Source organism: Paenibacillus sp. J5C2022 (assembly GCF_025567625.1).
Taxonomy (GTDB): domain Bacteria; phylum Bacillota; class Bacilli; order Paenibacillales; family Paenibacillaceae; genus Pristimantibacillus.
The window spans coordinates 1-19134 of record NZ_JAOQJC010000073.1 but is presented as its reverse complement, the minus strand read 5'-3'; the positions used below and the strand labels follow the sequence as shown (position 1 = coordinate 19134).

Below are 19134 nucleotides of genomic sequence, written 5' to 3'. Positions count from 1 at the left end.
AACGGCAATACGGCAGCGACGGATTACAGCATCGATTACGATGCGACGGCTCCAACGGCAGCCATCACATCGACGGAGCCTGATCCAACGACGAGCAAGCCGTTCGGCGTAACGATCACGTTCAGCGAAGAAGTGACCGGATTCACGGTGGGCGACATCGCAGTGACGAATGGAACAGCGAGCAATCTGTCGACAACGGATAACATCACGTATACGGCAGACATTACTCCCGCTGCGCACGGGGAAGTCACGCTTAATCTGGCGGCGGGAGCTGCGGTCGATGCGGCGAGCAACGGCAATACAGCGGCGGCGGAGTTCACTATCGCATACGATGGAACGGCGCCTACGGTAAGCGAATATTATCCGGAGGACGAAGCGGCGTCAGTAGGATGGGATGACGATCTCAAGCTGGTATTCAGCGAGAATGTGACGGCTGTAGCGGGCAGGTCTATTGTGATCAAAAAAATAAAAGACGACAGCATTGTAGAATCGATTGATGCAGCCGATACGACGAAGGTGACGATTGCAGGTGCGGAGGTAGTTGTAAATGTGGAGACACTGCATTCCGGAACCGGTTATTACGTTCAGATCGATGCAGGAGCGTTCAGAGATGTAGAGAATACGGAATATGCAGGCATATTGGATAAGACAACCTGGAATTTCATGACGGTTGCGGCATCCAGAGGCCCAAGTGAAATGTTCATAGGAACTTTCGTGAACGGAAAAGAAGTGGACTTGGGGAGCGAGGCCGTTAACAGATCGGAGAATTACACGAAAACTACCATTATGCTAGATGACCAGAGCTTAATGGAAAAGCTGAAGGCAGTAGCGGACGGCGCTGTGATTACGCTAAAGGACAGGAATGAATCCGATTTATACGCCACCCAGCTTAGCGGCCAGTTGCTTCGTTTTTTGAAAGACAAGCAGGTCATCCTGGAATTCAAGACGGAATATGCAACCTATACGCTTCCGGCCGAACTGATCAACATTGATGGATTGGCGGCGCAACTGGGAGAGAACATCTCTTCGGAAAATGTCGGCGTACGCGTCGAATTGGTCATGCCGGCGGCGGATACGCTAAATACGGCTGAAAATGCCGCCAAGGAAGGTTCATTCGAGCTTGCCGCCAATCCGGTGAGCTTCAGAGTTATCGTAACGCACGGCGATTCTTCCATTGAAGCAGACACATTCGGAGCTTATGTGGAGCGTACACTTCTACTTCCGGAAGGTGTCGATCGGAATCAGGTAACGACTGGCGTCATCATCGATCCGGACGGAATGGTTCGCCATGTGCCGACATCATTCGAAGTGATTGATGGCCGTCAGTATGCGATCATCAACAGCTTGACCAACAGTTTGTATGCGGTGGTGTGGAATCCGGTTCAATTCGGTGATATGAGCCGTCATTGGGCGAAGGATGCCGTTAACGACATGGGCTCAAGGATGGTCATTAATGGGACGGGGGGCGGCAATTATACTCCTGATACGAACATTACACGCGCCGAGTTCGCCGCGATCATCGTTCGTGCGCTAGGTATGAAGCCGCAATCGGGAGCAACGCCGTTCTCCGACGTTCAGGCATCAGATTGGTACAGCAGTGCGGTCAATACTGCGTATGCGTATCGACTAATCGCCGGCTATGATGATGGAACTTTCCGCCCGAATGCGAAGATCACGCGAGAGCAAGCGACGACCATTATGGCCAACGCAATGGCGATAACGGGACTGCACGATCAGTACGCGTCTTCATCCGTCGATTCTACGCTTGATAGGTATGCGGACGCTTCAGATGTATCTCCTTGGGCGAAGGAGAGCCTTGCAGTCAGCTTGCAGGCAGGCGTCCTTCAAGGAAGAAGCGGCTCGGAGCTTGCGCCGCAATCCTTTGTTACCAGAGCCGAAGTTGCGGTTATGGTGGAGCGATTGCTGAAGCGGTCCGGGTTGATCTAACGCAGCAATTAGAGAGGGGCTGTCTCCTTATGAGACAGCCCCTCCTTCCATGTATATGCGTGATGTTATTTCGGGACAGTGGCGTCGCTCAGGCAAGTACTTCGACAGTAAAGCCGCCCGGGGCTTGCACGTAGAAGGTCCATCCATGCGATCTCTTCGGCGGCGCAACATTGTAGCCGTCATTCCGCAGACGAAGATTCAGCTCATTAACTCGCTCCTCGCTCTCTTGGATGAATCCGATATGGAACGTTCGGGGATACCGCACCTCTTTTCCCTTCATTAATGTGATGACTGATCCATCATCATCCAGCAATACAGCGAAGGCCTCATCGCTGCGCGTATCTCCACTCGTGTCCAAGTTACAGAGGCCAAAGTACTTCTCCAAAAACTGCCGTGCGGCTATAACGTCCGTCACTGTTAGGTTGACATGATTCAGCTTCATCTGATCGCCTCCCTCAGAAATCGGCCAGTGTAGGAAGCGCTGACCGCCGCCACTTGCTCCGGGGTTCCTGCCGCCATCAGCTCGCCGCCCTTCATGCCGCCTTCCGGACCGATGTCAATGATCCAGTCGGATTCCCGCATCAGCTCCAGGCTGTGTTCGACGACAATAACAGTATTGCCGGCATCCACCAGCTTGTGCAGCAATACGCTAAGCCGCTGAACATCCGTCGGGTGCAAGCCGGTCGTCGGCTCATCCAGCAGATAGAGGGTATGCCCTTTCGAACGCTTGCCCAGCTCCTTCGCCAGCCTGATCCGCTGCCCCTCGCCGCCGGACAAGGTGCGAATGGATTGCCCCCACTGCAAGTATCCAAGCCCCACTTCGCACAGCAGCTCCACTATTGCCGCCACTTTGCTATGCTTGCTGAATAACACCAGACTTTCTTGCACCGACATATTCAGAACATCGGAGATCGACTTGCCTTCATATGTGACGGACAGCACGGCGTCCTGGAAGCGGCGGCCTCTGCAGTCCGGGCAGCGCATCTCCAGATCGGGAAGGAAGTTCATATCGACGTTGACGGTTCCCAGTCCCTGGCAAGTCTCGCAGCGGCCTCCCGCCGTATTGAAGGAGAAGTGCTTCGCGGTCAGCTGCTGACGCTTGGCGCCGGGGAGAGCGGCGTATAGATTGCGCAGAATCGTATACACATCGGTGTAGGTGGCGACATTGGAGCGCTGCATGCGGGCAATTGGGCTCTGGTCGACGGTAACGATCTCTTCGACATGTTCCAATCCGGCTATACCGCCGCAGCCCTCCGGCAGACATTGCCCGCTCTTGCTCTCCGCAAGCAGCTCGAACAGCAGCGTGGACTTGCCCGAGCCGGATACGCCGGTCACAGAGATGAGGCAGCCGAGCGGAAAGGCGACATCGATATGCTTCAGGTTGCGCGCATGCGCATCTCTGATCGTAACGGCATGTCCGTTGCCGGCCTTGCGCTTGCTTCGAGCCGCAAGCTTGCTCTCCTCTCGCAGGTAGGAGCCGGTGACGGAAGCTTCGTTCGCGACCAGCTCCTCCAGTCTGCCTTCTCCGACCACTTCACCGCCAAGTGAGCCGGCTCCCGGGCCTATATCGATAATATGGTCGGCCGCCCGCATAACGTCGACATCATGCTCGATGACGACCACGGTATTGCCAAGATCTTTGAGCCGCTCCAATATGCGGATTAATCCCGCCGTATCGCGCGCATGCAATCCCGTCGTCGGCTCGTCGAGAATATAGAGCACCCCGGTAAGGCCCGATCCCAGCAGTGAAGCCAATCTAATCCGCTGCGCTTCGCCCCCGGAGAGCGTAATCGTCTGGCGGTCAAGCGACAGGTAGCCCAGTCCGACGTCAATCAGCCTCTCCAGCCGCTGCGGCAAGTCGTTCATGACGCTCTCCAGCAGGTGAAGGCGTTCTTCTTCTACGCTCTCCTTCAACAAATGCGTCCAGGCGAGCGTCTCTTCCAGCGACATCGCGGATACCTGATCAATGGACGCACCCGCCACCTGCACCTGCCGGATCTCCTCCCGCAGCTTCGTCCCCTTGCAGCAATCGCAGTCGGCATTGGCGAAGTAGCTGCCTTCGCGCTCCATGGCGCCAGGCTCGCCGCCTTTCTCCTTGTATCTCCGCCACATGCCGGTAACGATACCCTCGAACTTGCCCGCCGTCACCGACTTCGGAGGCTTCATGCCGGGATAGTGGCGCATGAACGGCTCGCTCTCAGCGCCGTAATACAAGAAGTCGCGTGTCGCTTCGGCATAGTCGCCGATAGGCGTGTCCATGTCGAAGGGGAACCCGTAGTACTCGCTTCCTGCTTCAATGATACTGCCGTAGTATTGGATGAGCGCATCGTATAGGAAGGTGACGCCTCCTTCCCTGAAGCTTCGACTCTGATCGAATACGAGCTCTGTACGCAAGCTGGAGCGGTAGCCGAGGCCGCCGCATGCCGGGCATGCTCCTTCCGGCTTGTTGAAGGAGAAGTGCGCCATCGTCATGAGCTCCAGCTCAGTCCGGCAGTGCGGACAACGGAAGGCGCGCTGCTCGTCTTCTTCTTCGGCGGCGGCAGGGTTCATGCCGGCATCCAGCGGCTGCCGAACGCTCCCTCCGCAGGAAGGGCAAGCGCGTTCACCCAGTCTGGAGTATAAGAAGCGAAGGTATTGGTGGATGTCGGTGGAGGTGCCTACCGTCGATCGCGGATTGCGGTTCGTCACATGCTGGCCGACGCTGATGGAAGGGGATAATCCCACAATAGAATCGACCTTGGGCTTGCCGATGGCGTCGGCAACCATTCCCATCGACTCCACATACTGCCGTTGGCATTCGCGCTGCAGCGTATCCATCGCGATCGTCGATTTTCCCGAGCCTGAAGGTCCGGTTAACACGACCAGCTTATGCTTAGGAATGGCCAGCGTAATATTTTTTAAGTTGTTCTCTCTGGCGCCGTTAATGATGATGCTCTTCATTTTTTCGCCTCCTTGATTCGTTTCCACTTCAGCTTACTACATGAATGCAAGTACTAAAGTTTTGTCACTCAACTCTTTATTTTACGGAGAGAATGGGTTATAACATTGTACATATAGTTGAAGGTTTTTGAGATGAAGAAATACAGTCGGAGCAAGGAGGGGGTAGTCATGCGTCCTGTTGACATCGCGCGTCAGTTGAAGGTAAGTACATCATCGCTCCGCCATTACGAAAGCATGGGTATTGTACCGGAGGTTGAACGTACAGAGAGCGGGTACCGGGTCTATACGGAAGAGCATTACGCTTACTTCTCGTGTATCGTGGCGATGAAGGACGGGTTCGGCATGCAGCGTACAGGGGAAGTGCTGGTTCTGGTGCTGGACGGGCGGCAGGAGGAAGCGTTATGGCTGATAAGCGATTCGAAGGCGCAGCTGTTCCGGGATAAGACGATCGCTGAGAAAACGATAAAGGCGCTGGAGTCGGAGCCAGAGACGCTCTTGCCGCTGCACAAGCGGAAGAAAGGATGGACAATTGGCGAGATGGCGGAATATACGCTTATTCCGGCGTCCGCGATCCGCCATTGGGAGAAGATGGGGCTGCTGACGGTGGAGCGGGACCCGGATAACGGCTACCGGGTGTTCAGTCCGTCCAATCTGCGGCAGATTCTGACGATTCGCACGTTGAAATCGGCCATCTGGTCGCTCGACGTCATTAAGCGGATTATCGCGGATATTGATAACGACCGGCTGGATTATGCGATTACGGCTGCGCGGGCCGCGCTGGATTATTTGAATGTGCAGAACAAAAACCAGCTGCGCGGCAGCTATTATTTATACCGCTTAATGCAAGAAGGGGAGTAGCGGGAGAGCGATTAAGGTTGGTGAAGATACGGAGGGATGTGTGTGGGGATAGTGAAGGTGCGGAGCATCGGATTAGCGTATTTGGATGACATTCTAAGTATCTTCCTACCGCATATCTAACTAACTGGATTTTATGTCATTATTTTCGTGGAAACGCACTGATTGTCACTAAGAACTGGATTTCATGCTACTCTTTCGGCCGATTAATGCGAACTTGAATAATATAGCCTGATTTAATTGTACTTAATTTTGGCTATATATTCATCTTATCTGCATCCGTCGATACGCATTCTTAGCTAATGACCGAGAATTGGCCTGACTCTATAGGAAAGCGGATTACTGCGCATGCGTCGATTGGCTTCGCAGAAGCGCAGGAAGAAGGATCAGCAATCGCTGTCTGGTAATAGGGTCGTCGAAATTCCAACCGCTGACCAGCCTGTGCACTTTGCCCGAACGGACTGCCTCCAGCTTGTTCCACAAGGGAAGCCTCTGCAGTCTGTAGAACTGCTGCTTCGTGGCGGCATCCGTGGCGGCGAGCAGAAAGATCGTGTCGCCCGCAAGCGCAGGCAATTGCTCCGCGGCAATTTCCATATAGGGCAATCTTGGCTGGATCAATTGCTCCGACATAGCCGGTGGCGGCAGGAAGCCGTATTCATGATAGATAGTGGCGGCAAGTCCGACGCTGCCCATCATATAGAGGCTTCCTTGCTGGAGCAGCAATACTGAGGCCGTGCCCAACGTCTGGCCGTTTGCGTGAATGGAAGCCCACATAGCCATGACGCTTTCTTCATTTCGACGGAGCCAGTCGGCTGCTTGCTTCTCGGCACCTAACGCCACGGCGACGTAACGCAATCTGTCCTCGGGAGGCAAGTAGCAGTCGATGATCGCAGTCGGGGCCGAAGCGGCCAGCTTGCGATAGGCAGGATGGTACGGATAGCCCAGTAGAATAAGGTCCGGCGACAGAGCGGCAATGCGATCCGCTTCACCCAGTATGCCGACGTCTTGAATACCGCCCATTAAGTCTTGATAGACGACCTGATCGCCGATGATCGTCAGCTCTGCACCTGCAGGCTTGCAGCCAAGAGCGAGCACTTCCCCCAGTAATGTGCCCGTTACGACAACCCGGGCAGAGGAATCGCCATGTGGACTCGGAATGGGATAGGGCTTCGGGACAATGCCATCCTTCTGCCTGTAGCGCGGGCGATAGATTCTGGCATATATTTTGGGAGGCATGCCCATATGCTCCTTGAATCGGCGATTGAAGTAGTATTCATCGTGAAAGCCGACGGCTGAGGCTATTTCCTTCAACGTGCGGTCGGTATGAAGCAGCAGCTTCCGCGCATGCTCAAGACGCACCTTATTAATGTAATGAAGCGGCTTCATTCCTTCGGCTTCCTGGAATGCCTCACTGAACTTCCTGCAGGACAACCCCGTAATTTCGGCTAGCATTTCAACGGTGATAGGCTCGTGATAGTGCTCATGAATATACTGCTTGGCCCGATCGTTGCAGCAGATCAGACTGTCATCGCACTCTTGCACACATTGCCGCAGCAGAAGGAGGAGGGCCTGTTGCAGGGTAATGTTCAACTGCAAGTGATGCCACGGATGAACGGTATGTCCCGGACTGTTCAGCTGATGAATCAGTTGGAGAAGCCGCAGGCGATAAGGCGTCGTCAACAATGTAAAGCAAGGCGGGACATCCGCATTATTATGGGATGCCGCTTCAATGGAACGGGCAGGGCCGACCGCGAACACATCGAAGGCGGCTATCGTAAATCGCATAACGGCTTCCTCAAGAACAGTCCATTCCTTGGATGACTGAGGCGGCAGCAAGAAGCAATCCCCTGCTTGCAACGAGAAGCATTCGTCTGCCAGCTTAATCGTTCCTTCGCCTTCCGTACATGCGACAAGGGCATAACGGAGGCGCAAGTCGGGAAGTGCGATTGGCCCGGAACGGTAGATGTGGTGAATATCGCTCAAGTGATAAAGCATCGGGTTCCTCTGAGGGTTGCCATGTGCGTCGCTCACCATGTCTATCCCCTTTATTATATTGATAATCATTATCAATATAATAAACAAAAAAGGGAAGATGATCAAGAGCGTTGTCTTGAGTCTTCTTCCCTTCCGATTCAGGGCTGCACAACGGCTTGTTCCATCATGCCCGGCAGCACCTCCAACAGACGTTCCATCGTAATAGGGTCATTCGCATTCCATATGATGTCCCCCGTATACGCCCGTCCGTTCCGAACGGCAGGAAGGTTGCTCCATAATGGGCTTGAGACAAGCTCCGCCGCCGCTTTCTCATCATCGGAATCCGGCTTGCTCAGCAAGAAGATACGATCTCCGGCATATTCCGGGAGCACTTCAAGCGATATGGACGCGAAGCGCTTGCCTTCATTGATCAGCTCCTGCACTTGGGGAGTCGGCTTGAATCCGCCGTCTTGATACAAAGTCGTCGTAAAGCTATAGTTGCCCATGACGTAATAGCTGCCGCCAAGACTGAGGTAGACGGTAGCCGTCTCTCCATCGGCCAAGCCCAATTGCTCCCACATCGCCTTGGCCTTCATGTCATAGGAAGCCAGCCACTGCTCGGCGGCTTGCTCCTTGCCCAGGGCCTTGGCGATTTCCATCACGCGCTCCCCGGTAGGGAGGCTGCGGTCAATATAAGCGACGGGCGCGATTTTGCTCATCGTATCGTAAGTAGGACCATCCTTGTCGGGGGTGAAGCTCATCTGAAGAATAAGGTCCGGGTTCAATTCCACAACCTTCTCCACATTGTGAGGATAGCCGATATCCGCGACCCCTTCCAGTTGATCGGCGTATACATATCGCTCATTGATCCAATCAACGCCGAGCGGCTTCACGCCAAGCGCGAGCAAGTCTCCGGGATTATCGCCAAGCAGAACAATCTTCTCGGGATTGGCCGGAATATTCGTCTGCCGTCCAGTGAAATCCGTATAAGTGCGAGTATTTGCCGGCTGTTCGACAATCGCCGTCTCCTCGGGCGGCGTGTCTGTCGTTGCCGGGCTTGTGCCGCCGTTCCCAGCATTGCTGCAGCCTGACAGCAGCAGGACAAAGATCATGAATATAAGCATGATGGAGCGAGTATGAACGTTTCCTTGCATGGTGACAAATCCCCTTCGCATGTAATTGAGAATAAATATCATTATAGTCCCGACGCATCGGCTATTCAATGGAGATTTAGGTTTCTTTTTTTGTACAAAACGGTATGCTGGGCCGTAGAAAATGCAACTTTGTTATGTTTATGGCGTCTATTCATGAAATGAGGAATATATATCCAATTTATTCAAGCGGATATACGCTTAATAAGGAGAATGCCCATGCGCAAGTCCATCGTTATGATGATTGTGTTGCTAGGCTTTGTTGTTGCTATTCTAACGTTGCCGGGGTGGAAGGAAGCGGACGAAAGGGGGAGCGGCGACAATGTGAGGACGGCCACTGTGAGCAAGCTGGCATCTGCCGACATGGATGACGATAACGGAGAAGGAGAAGCTGCACGGGATATGGGCTCCGCTGCGCAGCTCCAGCTCGCCGCCCCAGAGAAGCAGGATGAGCAAGCCGGAGAGATACTGCCGCCGGAGCAGCTGTCTATTGCCTTGGCGGAGATGGAGGACGGCTTCGGGCTGCGCTTCGGGACGGGGCAGTATGTCACGCTGCTCGGGACCGTGCAGGCAGGCAATGCGATTGTACATATGACAGAGAGGTCATCGAAGGCTGGAGACAGCCGTATATACGATGCTGTAGTCGTTCGTCCGGAGACGGGTGAGGCGGAGACTTATCCTTTATTCGAGACGTTGGGCGACAGCTATGACTACAAGGGATCTCCCCAACTCTATCCTTCGGGCAATAATCAGGTATGGTTCTTGAAGCACAGTCTGGATAATGAGCAGCTGAGTTACAGCCTCATGAGTCTGGATGTGAGTACAGGCGGGTTAAGCACACTGGTTCCGGACTTCTGGCTGGTGGATCAGCGGGATGAAGCGGAGCGGGATGATTTCATTATGCAGGGTTATCCGCTGTACGATGAGCAAGGCTTATTGCAGAAGCTTATGGTGACGACGTTCCGGGGGGAAATGTGGGTACTGCCATGGGAAGGCGGTTACAGCCCGGCCGTCTACGACTCTCCAGCGACGTATCCCGCGTTCGGCGATAGCGGCAGCCAACCTCCGCGCAGCCTACTCTTCCCATCTCCTGACTTGGGGCGCTTCGTCTATCGGTTCGTCGACCGCAATCAGATTATGCCGGGCAACCATTATGGGGTAATAGATACCGGTACGAGAGAAGTGGTGGGCGTGATCAGTATGGAGGGGACGATGATGCCGATGGATAACGGCATTCAATGGAACGAGGATGGCAGTCTGTTTTTCCTGGAGTATGCGCCGCGGGATGACACGATGGGCATGTCCTGGGACAATGCGCATTATGTGTTCGCGCAAGGCATTGACGTCTACAATCGGGACGGCAAGCTTGTGCGCAGCTTGAAGGCTCCGTCGGCCAAGCGAATTAACGCATACGGATGGGTGGATGAGAATTATCTGTTGCTTGAAGTGTATACGCCCAGACAGCAGCAGGAAGACGGTACTTGGTGGAAAGAGAAGGTCGGCTATCAGCTATATGATGTAGAGAGCGGCCAGGCGGAGGGCTTAAAGATTGTGCCAGATGTCAGAGAAATGAACGAGGCCGTTCAAAAGCTAGACGGCTTCGGCCATGATTCGCAATCGTTCCTGTTGCTGGATAGAAGCGCAGGCCAAGTATGGGAACCGGGAGTGAAAGGTTATCAGTGGCATGCACATGAAAATATATTGAACGTGTATATGGATGAGGGGGCGCTATTGTACCGCTGGGATGAGGAGAACAAAACGCTGGAGCCGGCTTACTTCGATAAAGAGTACGCACTGCAAGCTGTCGCCGGAGAGTGGGGCGTATTCTGGCACAGAAGCGCGGATAATGAGGGACCTACTATTCAATATATTCAGCTAAAGCAGGAAGAGACGGTCCGCAGGCAAGACGCCTTGCCCCAGCTGCCGTCCTCCTTCTTCTATGAAGAGCCGCACAAGTGGTGGGATGCCGCTGACCGTGAAGTCCGAAAACTTGAGGAGAAGCAACTGCGCGTAAAGGGAAGCAGCCGATACGGAAGTTTGCTGTTGACGGCGTTGCCCGGCGAGATGGGAAGTAGGAATGGCGTCATCCATAACGCTTACGGTTCATATGAGGTATCCTTTCGCGATCGCAACGGGCGTAATACCGTTTTGACACGATTGGACGGGATCGAGCTGGAGCAGGACGGGGAAGTCGGGGAGATGAGGAGCTTTTCGTTCCGGGATTACGATGTGCTCTTCTTCCAAGCGAAGCAATTCTCATATTCGACAGGCTTCTCCGGAAGCGGAAGCCCGCTGTACGCATACGCCGTGACGAAGAGCGGGGAAGCTTTCCCGCTGTCGTTCCGTTATGCGCTTCCGTCGGGGGAGGCGGATGGCGAGCGTATCTCCATCGTGCAGCATGCGCCATTCGTGCGTCAAGGGGATGCCGTTGTCATGCAATCCATACTGGACTATGAAGAGGGGCGGTATGTGCTGGAGTGGGTGCCGGATATGGAGGAACGGTCCCTCAAGCTAATCGGAACGAAGAGCAAGGCGGTTGAGGATGCGGCGCTTAGCCCATTGATGATGAATTACTCGCTGCATTTGGCTCAAGCGCTTCGTATGACGGATAACGCTTTTCCAGACGACGGGCCGATGAACGAAGAGAGGCTTAGAGAGCTGTTCATGGACCGGGCGTGGCGCAACCCCGGCTTCCAGACACTGAGGAAGGCCGGAGCCCAATTCGAAGAAGCCGGGAATCCATGGCGGGCATTCCCTTGGCCGGCAATCGGCGCCGAGCTGATGCGGCCGGATACGATTAAAGTGACGTTCACCTTCAATCTGATCTATGCGATCGGGAAAGCGGCTCATCTTGAAGGAACTCTCAAACAAATAGACGGACAATGGCGATTTTATGATTTCGGTACGCTGAAGACAGAGGATTGGCAGAGGGATGTTATTATGCCCGAACTGAACGGGCTGCTCATAGAGGATAAGCTGGAGTTGTAGAACCAGCCATTCAACTATATAATCGTATGAACAAAGCTTCGCATCATAGATGAGACGGGAGAGAGTGGTTATGCAATTCGTATTCGACCTGGATGGTACTATATGCTTCCGGGGAAAACCGCTATCGGATAGAATAGTCGAAGCATTAGAGAGGCTCTCCGCCGCAGGGCATGAAGTGATATTCGCATCGGCTCGACCGATACGAGATATGTTGCCCGTGCTGCCGGAGCGCCTCCACAGTTATACGATGTTAGGCGGGAACGGATCTCTGGCAGCTCGGAACGGAGATATTATCGTCTTCAGCAGCTTCTGCGAAGATCAATCGGCCAAGTTGAAGCAGCTTCTGAAGCAGTATAAGGCCGCATATCTCGCCGACGGGCATTGGGATTACAGCTATACCGGTACTGTGGATCATCCCATCAGGAACAACCTTGATCCCGCAGGGCTGGCGAAGCAGGTTGATATCGACGCTCATGAAGCGATTGTGAAGCTGCTGGTCTTGTCTGCGACCGATATGGAGGCATTGGCGGAGAGACTGTAGGAGCTTGACGTGGTCCTGCATCGGCATGGCAAGGAGAACGTCATCGATATCAGCCCGCCGGGCATTCATAAGTGGTCAGCACTGCAACGATTGAACGTGCGGAGAGGGGGATATATCGCATTCGGCAACGATGCCAACGATGTGACGATGTTCATGAACGCATCCCGTTCCGTCATGATCGGCTACCATGAAGAATTGGCCAAGCACGCGACAGAGTCGATTCCGCATGAAGGGAATAGTGAAGAGACGGAAGAGAGAATCATAGAGAAATTAAGAGAGCTTGGGTGAGATAGGGGAGCTTGAAGGCTTCCCTTTGTTATGTAATATAAGGAGGCTCGATTCCCCATGAAACCTATTGGCCGTATAGCCGAGGTGTGGCGTTATCCCGTCAAGTCGTTCGCGGGCGAAAGCTTGACCAGCTGCCAAGTGGAGAGCTACGGCTTGTACGGCGACCGCTTCTATACGTTCAGCGACGAGTCGAAGCAAGGCTGGAACAGCTTCGTCACGGCACGAGACATCCCGCAGATGCTGACCTATGAGGCAAGACTGCTGGAAGATGAACTGATCGTCCGATCACCGGAAGGCGCAACCTTCTCCTGGGGCGACAAGCTGCTAGAGGAGATGGCCCGTCACGCACGAAGGCCGATTACGATGAGAGAGCGGAGAGCGCCTCATCCCGAATACCCGGAGCTAATGTCCGTCGATGAAGGCAGCATCCTAATTCTCCTTGCCCCCATGCTGGACAAGCTGGAGCAGGCATGGGGCAAGAAGCTGGACAGCAGGCGGTTCCGCGCCAATCTCATCATCGAGACGGAAGACCTTGCGGCAACGGATGAGGCGTGGATCGGCCGCTCCTTGCGGATGGGCAACGCAGTGGTGAAGGTGGATTCCCGCTGCGACCGCTGCAGCATCGTTACGATGGACCCGGATACAACAGAGCGCGACGCCAGCTTGCTCAAGCAGATTAATGAAGGGCTGGACCTATGCTTTGGCGTATACGCTTCCGTGAAGGAGACGGGGATAATAACTGTTGGAGATAGCGTATACGAGGTTTGAAGTGCTGATCGTTGCGTTTAAGGCGCTTCCCTTTCTTCTATCTTAACTCTTGCTTAAATGCGGCTTATATGCCGGGAGTACTCCATTTTCTGTGCTATATTCAAGTTGATCGAATATGTCGGGAATGGAGAGGAAGCTGATGATGAGTAGAATCAGAAGATGGACTGCGACGTTGGCGGGAGGATTGCTGTGCATGGGCTTGTTGGCTCCATCGGCGGCTGCCGCCGAACCGGAAGTGCTGGACGTGCCTCCTGGCGAACAACTGAATGCGACCAGCGCGGAAGCGTTCCTGGACAGCATCTTCCTATCGGATGAAGCGAAGTCGCAGTATGTGGGGGCTTCCGCTATTATCGTCAAGGATGGCGAGGTGCTGGCGCAGAAGGGGTACGGCTACGCCGACAGAGAGAGCGGACAACCTGTAGATGCAGCGGAATCCGTATTCCGCATCGCATCTGTCTCCAAGTCGTTCAATGTGGCAGCTGCCATGCAACTGGTCGAACAAGGCAAGCTGGCTCTGGAGGATGACATTCGGAAGCATATCGGCAACATTGCCTTTGAGAACCCGTTCGATAATCCTGTTACAGTTGCAGATTTGATGAAGCATACGACAGGTTTCCGAATTCACGAGGGCAATCAGGACGATATTCATTATGATCTCGATACGGCTTATGAGCTGGAATCCTATATCCGTGACAACTTCCCGCCGGTAGTGAGAGAACCGGGAACTTCCTATATGTACGACAACTTTGCTTCCAGTCTGCTTGGACTTATTGTGCAAAATGTAAGCGGAATGCCTTATCAGGAGTACATGGATCAGCATCTATTCGAGCCGTTAGGCATGACGAGCAGCAGCTTCGCAATGAGCGAAGAGCTGACTTCCCGGATGGTGACGGAGTATGACCCGCTGGATCAGCCAATGAAGCGTTATGCGACGAAGCCGACGTATATGCCGGATGGGGGCATGCTGTCCACGGCGGAGGATATGGGGAAGTTCATGATAGCTTTCCTGAACGGGGGACAGTATGGTTCCGAAAGCATCTTATCCCCTGACGGCGTGAAGAGCATGACGGAATATCGGGTTGCGATTCATCCGCTTCTGCCGCAGGCGACATACGGCTTCGAGGCGCCGATGCAGATGACGGCCGCCGGGGCCAGCACGGGCGTAATTGCCAAGTCGGGCGGCATCGGAGGAACGAGCACTTACCTGTTCTTCCTTCCAGACGAGCATGTCGGGGTGTTCGTGACTTACACGAAGATGGGGCAGCTCTATTCCGGTGTATATGCACAGTTCATCGGAGCATTCTTCCCGGAATATGCCAAGCCGCTTAAGTATGGCGCTTACGTGCCCAAGTCCCAGAATGAGCTGGATAAATTCACAGGCTATTACCGGAATTTGCGTACGGCATCCCTTCTGTCCTACATTACCAAGGGGGAAGAGGGCGGGCTGGTCATCAGCGACGCATTCGTCGGGCCGCGACCGCTCATTCAAGTGGAGGAGACGCTGTTCTTCGACCGGATGACCTACCAGTTGACGGCGTTCCAGTTGGATGAGAACGGCGATGTCGCTTATATGAACGAGCCTGTTCTCCATGCATATACGTATGCGCAACGAGGCGAAGAAGCTGCCGGGTTCGCGGATGTAGATGCGGAGCATCCTTATCGGGAATATATCGAAGCGATGCAGTCGCTCGGCTTCTATGACAATGCGGCAGGAGGCAGCTTCAATCCGGAAGACGCTGTGACAAGAGGACAGTTCGTGGAGAATCTATGGACGTGGCTGGGCATCGTCCCGATCTCCACGGATGGTAATACGCCGTTCGCGGATGTTGTCAATCATCCATCCGCCCAGTATATTGAGATGGCCTATAAGATGGGGCTGATTCAAGGCAAGCCGGGTGGCCTGTTCAACCCTGACCAGCCAATTGCGCGGCAGGAAGCGGCAGTTATCGTATGGCGACTGCTGAATGCGGAAGTACCTTCGGAGCTGTTCGACGACGTGCCGCTGGCGGAAGGAACAGACGCGTGGGCGGTGCCTGCGGTGCAGATGCTCGCCGGCTTCGGTTATTACGGCCCGGAGACAGAGGCGCTGGAAGACGGCTCGATCGACTTTCAGTCGAAGCGGCTGCTTAGCCGGGCTGAGCAATCTGCCTTGTTCATGAAGCTGCTGACGGTGCCGCAGCAAGCGGTGCTGGAGCAGCTGATAGCGGCACGGCAAGCGCAATAGCGCTAACGGTGCAAACGGCGTAGATGGGCATGGGGCTTTTTTCAACGGGGCTTATGTCCATTTTGCCGCCCATAGCTTCATCTCTTTAATAATCCGGTGAAGATCTTCGCCCTTCGGAGTCAAAGTATATTCCACTGTGACCGGGACGGTGGGGAATACCTGCCGCTCCAATACGCCCTTATCCTCCAGATGGCGAAGCGTGGTCGTCAAGGCGCGAGGGCTGACGGCAGGGATGGAACGCTGCAGCTCGCCGAACCGCTTCGTTCCGCCGAACAGTTCTCTCAGGACAAGGAACGCCCATTTGCCGCCCAGCACTTCCAGCGTTTTCTCGATATCGCATGCGATGACGCAGGGGATTTTTGGAACATAATTGTTCGCAGACATAGCCAGTTCTCCTTTCGTTACTGTATCTCTTCTACTAACCTTAAGTATAGTTGCTACATTCCGTATAATAAAGTGAATAATATTTCACTACTTCACCCCTGCGCGAAACTTCACTACAATAAGGAAGAAGACAGCTTAGAGGGCATGAATTCAGCATAGAATCAGTAATCGTAGAGGAGATGGATGCGAATGCAATATCGCAAGCTGGGGAAGAGCGGATTGAAGGTAAGCGAGATCAGTTTGGGCAGCTGGCTGACATATGGCGGCTACGTGGAACGCGAGAATGCGGTGCAATCCATTCAGCGCGCTTACGAGGCGGGCATCAACTTTTTTGATACGGCTAACGTATATGAACGGGGAGAAGCGGAGAAGCTGCTGGGCGAGACGCTGAAGGCGTATCCCAGAGAATCTTATGTGCTGGCAACGAAAGTATTCGGCAAAATGGGCGATGGGCCGAACGACGCCGGATTGTCCCGCAAGCATATTATGGAACAGTGCGACGCCAGCCTGAAGCGGCTTGGTGCGGATTATGTCGATCTGTATTACTGCCATCGCCATGATCCCGACACTCCGATGGAGGAGACGCTTCGCGCGCTGGACGATCTGGTCCGTCAAGGAAAGGTGCTCTACATCGGGGTCAGCATGTGGACGGCTTCGCAGATGGCGGAGGCGCATGCGATTGCGGACCGCTACTTGCTGGACCGCCTTATTGCGAACCAGCCGATCTACAACATGTTCAACCGTACGATTGAACAGGAGGTTATTCCATACGGCGAGCGTGGCGGCATCGGCCAAGTCGTCTACTCCCCGCTATGCCAAGGCATATTGACGGGCAAGTATACGTCCATGAACGACTTGCCGGAGGGCAGCAGGGCTGCCAAGCTGGAGACGGCGCGCAAGGCGATTACGGAGGAGCGGCTGGAGAAGGCGCAGCAGCTGAGCGGAGTGGCGGCGGAGCTGGACATTTCGCTGGCGCAGCTGGCGCTGGCCTGGATATTGCGGCAGCCGAATGTGTCCAGCGCGCTTATCGGCGCAAGCCGACCGGAACAGGTGGATGAGAATGTGAAGGCGTCAGGCATCGCGCTTGGCGAAGAGACGCTGGCACAGATTGAGCGAATTATCGGATAAGCGAATCATAGCAAGGCAGGGCTGGGCCGCATGCGGTCCGGCTTTTCTCATTTAGGATATGATGCACAAGTCCGAATTGTGGATAACAAAGGTGAACGGGATCGAAAAAGTTAGCGGAGCAAATGAAAGGTCGACTTGTCGCCCGTGTTGTGCAGAAGCAGGAGAGGTTGAAAAGGTTGCCATAGAGCTTAATCGGTTCATAATGGACGAATTTGCAGGCTAGCGGTTGCAATGGCGCTTAATGTGCGATATTGGGTGTCATGGTGTGAATTAAGCCTCGTGGCACCCGTTACAGCAAAAATGGAGGGGATTGGTGACGCAATAAGCTCGATGACAGTCGTAAGAGCGCTGAACGGAACGTCCGATGAACGAAAGGAGAAGCCAGTTGCCCAGCGGGGTGATTTGTTCTGTTGCATGAAAGTGTTCAGGAGCATCAGCTGATGTATATCGGATAAGCGGGGTCTGATTGAACGACAAGGTGATGTTAGTGGATAAGAAGTTATAGCATATGTCGTTACCACAGATGAACAACATATATGCGGTTATATACCTTGCATTACAAAGTACCATATAATAAAATGTTGATTGTGAGGGGTGAGATATATTGGAAATGAACAAAGAGGTGCTGAAAGGACATATTGATACGCTGATATTAGCGTTGCTGCGGAAGCGCGATATGTACGGATACGAGTTAGCGAAGCGTGTGAGAGAGCGGAGCGGGGACAGATTCGAAATGAAGGAAGCAACGTTGTATTTGTCTCTGAAGCGGCTGGAGAAGCAGCAATGGATCTCCTCTTATTGGGGAGACGAGCAGGGAGCCGGAGGCAGGCGTAAGTATTACAAGCTGACGGATACAGGGGAGCAGGCGTATCGTACGAAGTGTGCGGAATGGCAGTTTCTGAAAGAAATAATGGATAAATTCATGGAAGGAGCAGATTAGTGATGAGGGAAATTCATGCTTACGTCGATTCAGTCTACGCTGGCACCGGCGGCAAGGGGAAAGAGATTGAGGAGTTGAAGGAAGAGATGAAGCGGCATCTGATCGACGCCGTTCATGAGCTTAAGCTGACCGGCAAGTCGGAGCAGGAAGCGGCCGCGAGCGCAATTGAGCGGTTCGGGGGAGAGAAGGAGCTTCGGTCGATTGTGTGGCAATTGTTCGGAGCGCAGCGGCTGTTCGCCAAGTGGGTGCTGTATGGGGCGCTTGCTTTCCTTCTCATTTGTTCTGTCGCGACAGGGACTTATTGGACATATGAGGTGAACAACGGCAAGGAGAACAAGGCGATTGCGGCAACGATTCAGAGTCTGCTGGCCGGGGAGTCGACGATCTCGGAGGAAGCCGAGACAGAGATTAGCCAGCTTGTCGGGGCGACGGAGCAATTGTCGCTAGTCCGCATATTCAAGATGAGCGATGTGAGACAGTCAGCCGGAAGTGACGGTGATATTGTAATGCAATACCGCCCCGATATGGCGCAGCCGGCTTATGCGTATGAGCGGGCGATATGGGATGAGGAGTGGAAGGACTTCTATTATGCATTCAATGACAGCGAATGGTTCATCCATTTGAAGGCAAGGCAGTACTCCACAGCGTTCGATGTCGTATTCATCGGCGGATTGAGCGCTTACTGGGTGTTGTTCGCAATATGGGCGATGGTGAACGCCTATCATCAGCGGCGATTGACGCCGGGCTGGGCGGCTGCATTTATACTGGGCAACGTACTGGGGTATGCGGTATTTCAATTGGCATGGTCGGTAGAGAGGCGAAGGGGGGCGATAGCATAATGAGAGAACTGAAGAAAGCGGTGCGAATGGCGATGCTGCTTGTATTGGCATTTATCGCCATGAAGCTGTTCCGCATAGTGGCTTCAGAGATGGAGGAGTGAAGACATTACCGATTAATGAACGTGAACGTGACAACAACTCTATCTCGCAAACGCAAAGAAACCGCG

13 protein-coding genes and 1 pseudogene are annotated in these 19134 nt (G+C 53.9%); 9 read left to right on the top strand and 5 right to left on the bottom strand.

The features are described 5' to 3' along the window. Positions 1-1947 (top strand): S-layer homology domain-containing protein (locus M6D81_RS30670; protein WP_262681367.1); only part of this gene is annotated, 1947 nt, incomplete at its 5' end. An 88-nt stretch (positions 1948-2035) separates the two neighbouring features. Here M6D81_RS30670 and M6D81_RS30665 read toward each other — a convergent pair. Further along, positions 2036-2389, bottom strand: a complete 354-nt coding sequence (locus M6D81_RS30665; protein WP_262681366.1) for a VOC family protein — start codon at positions 2387-2389, stop codon at positions 2036-2038. After that, complete coding sequence (gene uvrA / locus M6D81_RS30660) at positions 2386-4887, bottom strand: excinuclease ABC subunit UvrA (protein WP_262681365.1); 2502 nt, start codon at positions 4885-4887, stop codon at positions 2386-2388. Before uvrA ends, M6D81_RS30665 begins: the two co-directional genes overlap by 4 nt. A 168-nt stretch (positions 4888-5055) precedes the next feature. Here uvrA and M6D81_RS30655 point away from each other — a divergent pair, with 168 nt between their 5' ends. Continuing rightward, on the top strand, positions 5056-5745 hold the full coding sequence (locus M6D81_RS30655; protein ID WP_262681364.1) for a MerR family transcriptional regulator: 690 nt from the start codon (positions 5056-5058) through the stop codon (positions 5743-5745). Between the two features lie 336 nt (positions 5746-6081). On the opposite strand, the gene M6D81_RS30650 is transcribed toward M6D81_RS30655, so the two are convergent. After that, on the bottom strand, positions 6082-7776 hold the full coding sequence (locus M6D81_RS30650) for an AraC family transcriptional regulator (RefSeq protein WP_262681363.1): 1695 nt from the start codon (positions 7774-7776) through the stop codon (positions 6082-6084). Between the two features lie 98 nt (positions 7777-7874). Next, complete coding sequence (locus M6D81_RS30645) at positions 7875-8870, bottom strand: ABC transporter substrate-binding protein (RefSeq protein ID WP_262681361.1); 996 nt, start codon at positions 8868-8870, stop codon at positions 7875-7877. Positions 8871-9086: 216 nt separating this feature from the next. Between M6D81_RS30645 and M6D81_RS30640 the strand changes: the two genes are divergently transcribed. The 4 genes and pseudogenes from M6D81_RS30640 to M6D81_RS30625 all read left to right on the top strand — a co-directional run bounded on the left by M6D81_RS30640 (position 9087) and on the right by M6D81_RS30625 (position 15676). Then, positions 9087-11855, top strand: a complete 2769-nt coding sequence (locus M6D81_RS30640; protein ID WP_262681360.1) for a hypothetical protein — start codon at positions 9087-9089, stop codon at positions 11853-11855. 70 nt (positions 11856-11925) lie between these two features. Beyond that, positions 11926-12684 (top strand): annotated as a pseudogene (locus tag M6D81_RS31950) (HAD-IIB family hydrolase). Positions 12685-12741: 57 nt separating this feature from the next. Further along, complete coding sequence (locus tag M6D81_RS30630) at positions 12742-13452, top strand: MOSC domain-containing protein (RefSeq protein WP_262681359.1); 711 nt, start codon at positions 12742-12744, stop codon at positions 13450-13452. Positions 13453-13591: 139 nt separating this feature from the next. Further along, positions 13592-15676, top strand: a complete 2085-nt coding sequence (locus M6D81_RS30625; RefSeq protein WP_262681357.1) for a serine hydrolase domain-containing protein — start codon at positions 13592-13594, stop codon at positions 15674-15676. Positions 15677-15727: 51 nt separating this feature from the next. Here the strand turns inward: M6D81_RS30625 and M6D81_RS30620 are convergent, their stop codons facing one another. Beyond that, positions 15728-16060 (bottom strand): winged helix-turn-helix transcriptional regulator, encoded by a 333-nt coding sequence (locus M6D81_RS30620; protein ID WP_262681356.1) that lies wholly within the window; start codon positions 16058-16060, stop codon positions 15728-15730. Between the two features lie 189 nt (positions 16061-16249). Between M6D81_RS30620 and M6D81_RS30615 the strand changes: the two genes are divergently transcribed. The 3 genes from M6D81_RS30615 to M6D81_RS30605 all read left to right on the top strand — a co-directional run bounded on the left by M6D81_RS30615 (position 16250) and on the right by M6D81_RS30605 (position 18967). Beyond that, positions 16250-17188 (top strand): aldo/keto reductase family protein, encoded by a 939-nt coding sequence (locus M6D81_RS30615; protein ID WP_262681354.1) that lies wholly within the window; start codon positions 16250-16252, stop codon positions 17186-17188. A gap of 604 nt (positions 17189-17792) precedes the next feature. Next, on the top strand, positions 17793-18128 hold the full coding sequence (locus M6D81_RS30610; RefSeq protein WP_262681353.1) for a PadR family transcriptional regulator: 336 nt from the start codon (positions 17793-17795) through the stop codon (positions 18126-18128). Between the two features lie 2 nt (positions 18129-18130). Then, a complete protein-coding gene (locus M6D81_RS30605) occupies positions 18131-18967 on the top strand; it encodes a permease prefix domain 1-containing protein (RefSeq protein WP_262681352.1) in 837 nt (278 codons plus the stop codon). Positions 18968-19134 lie beyond the last annotated feature (167 nt).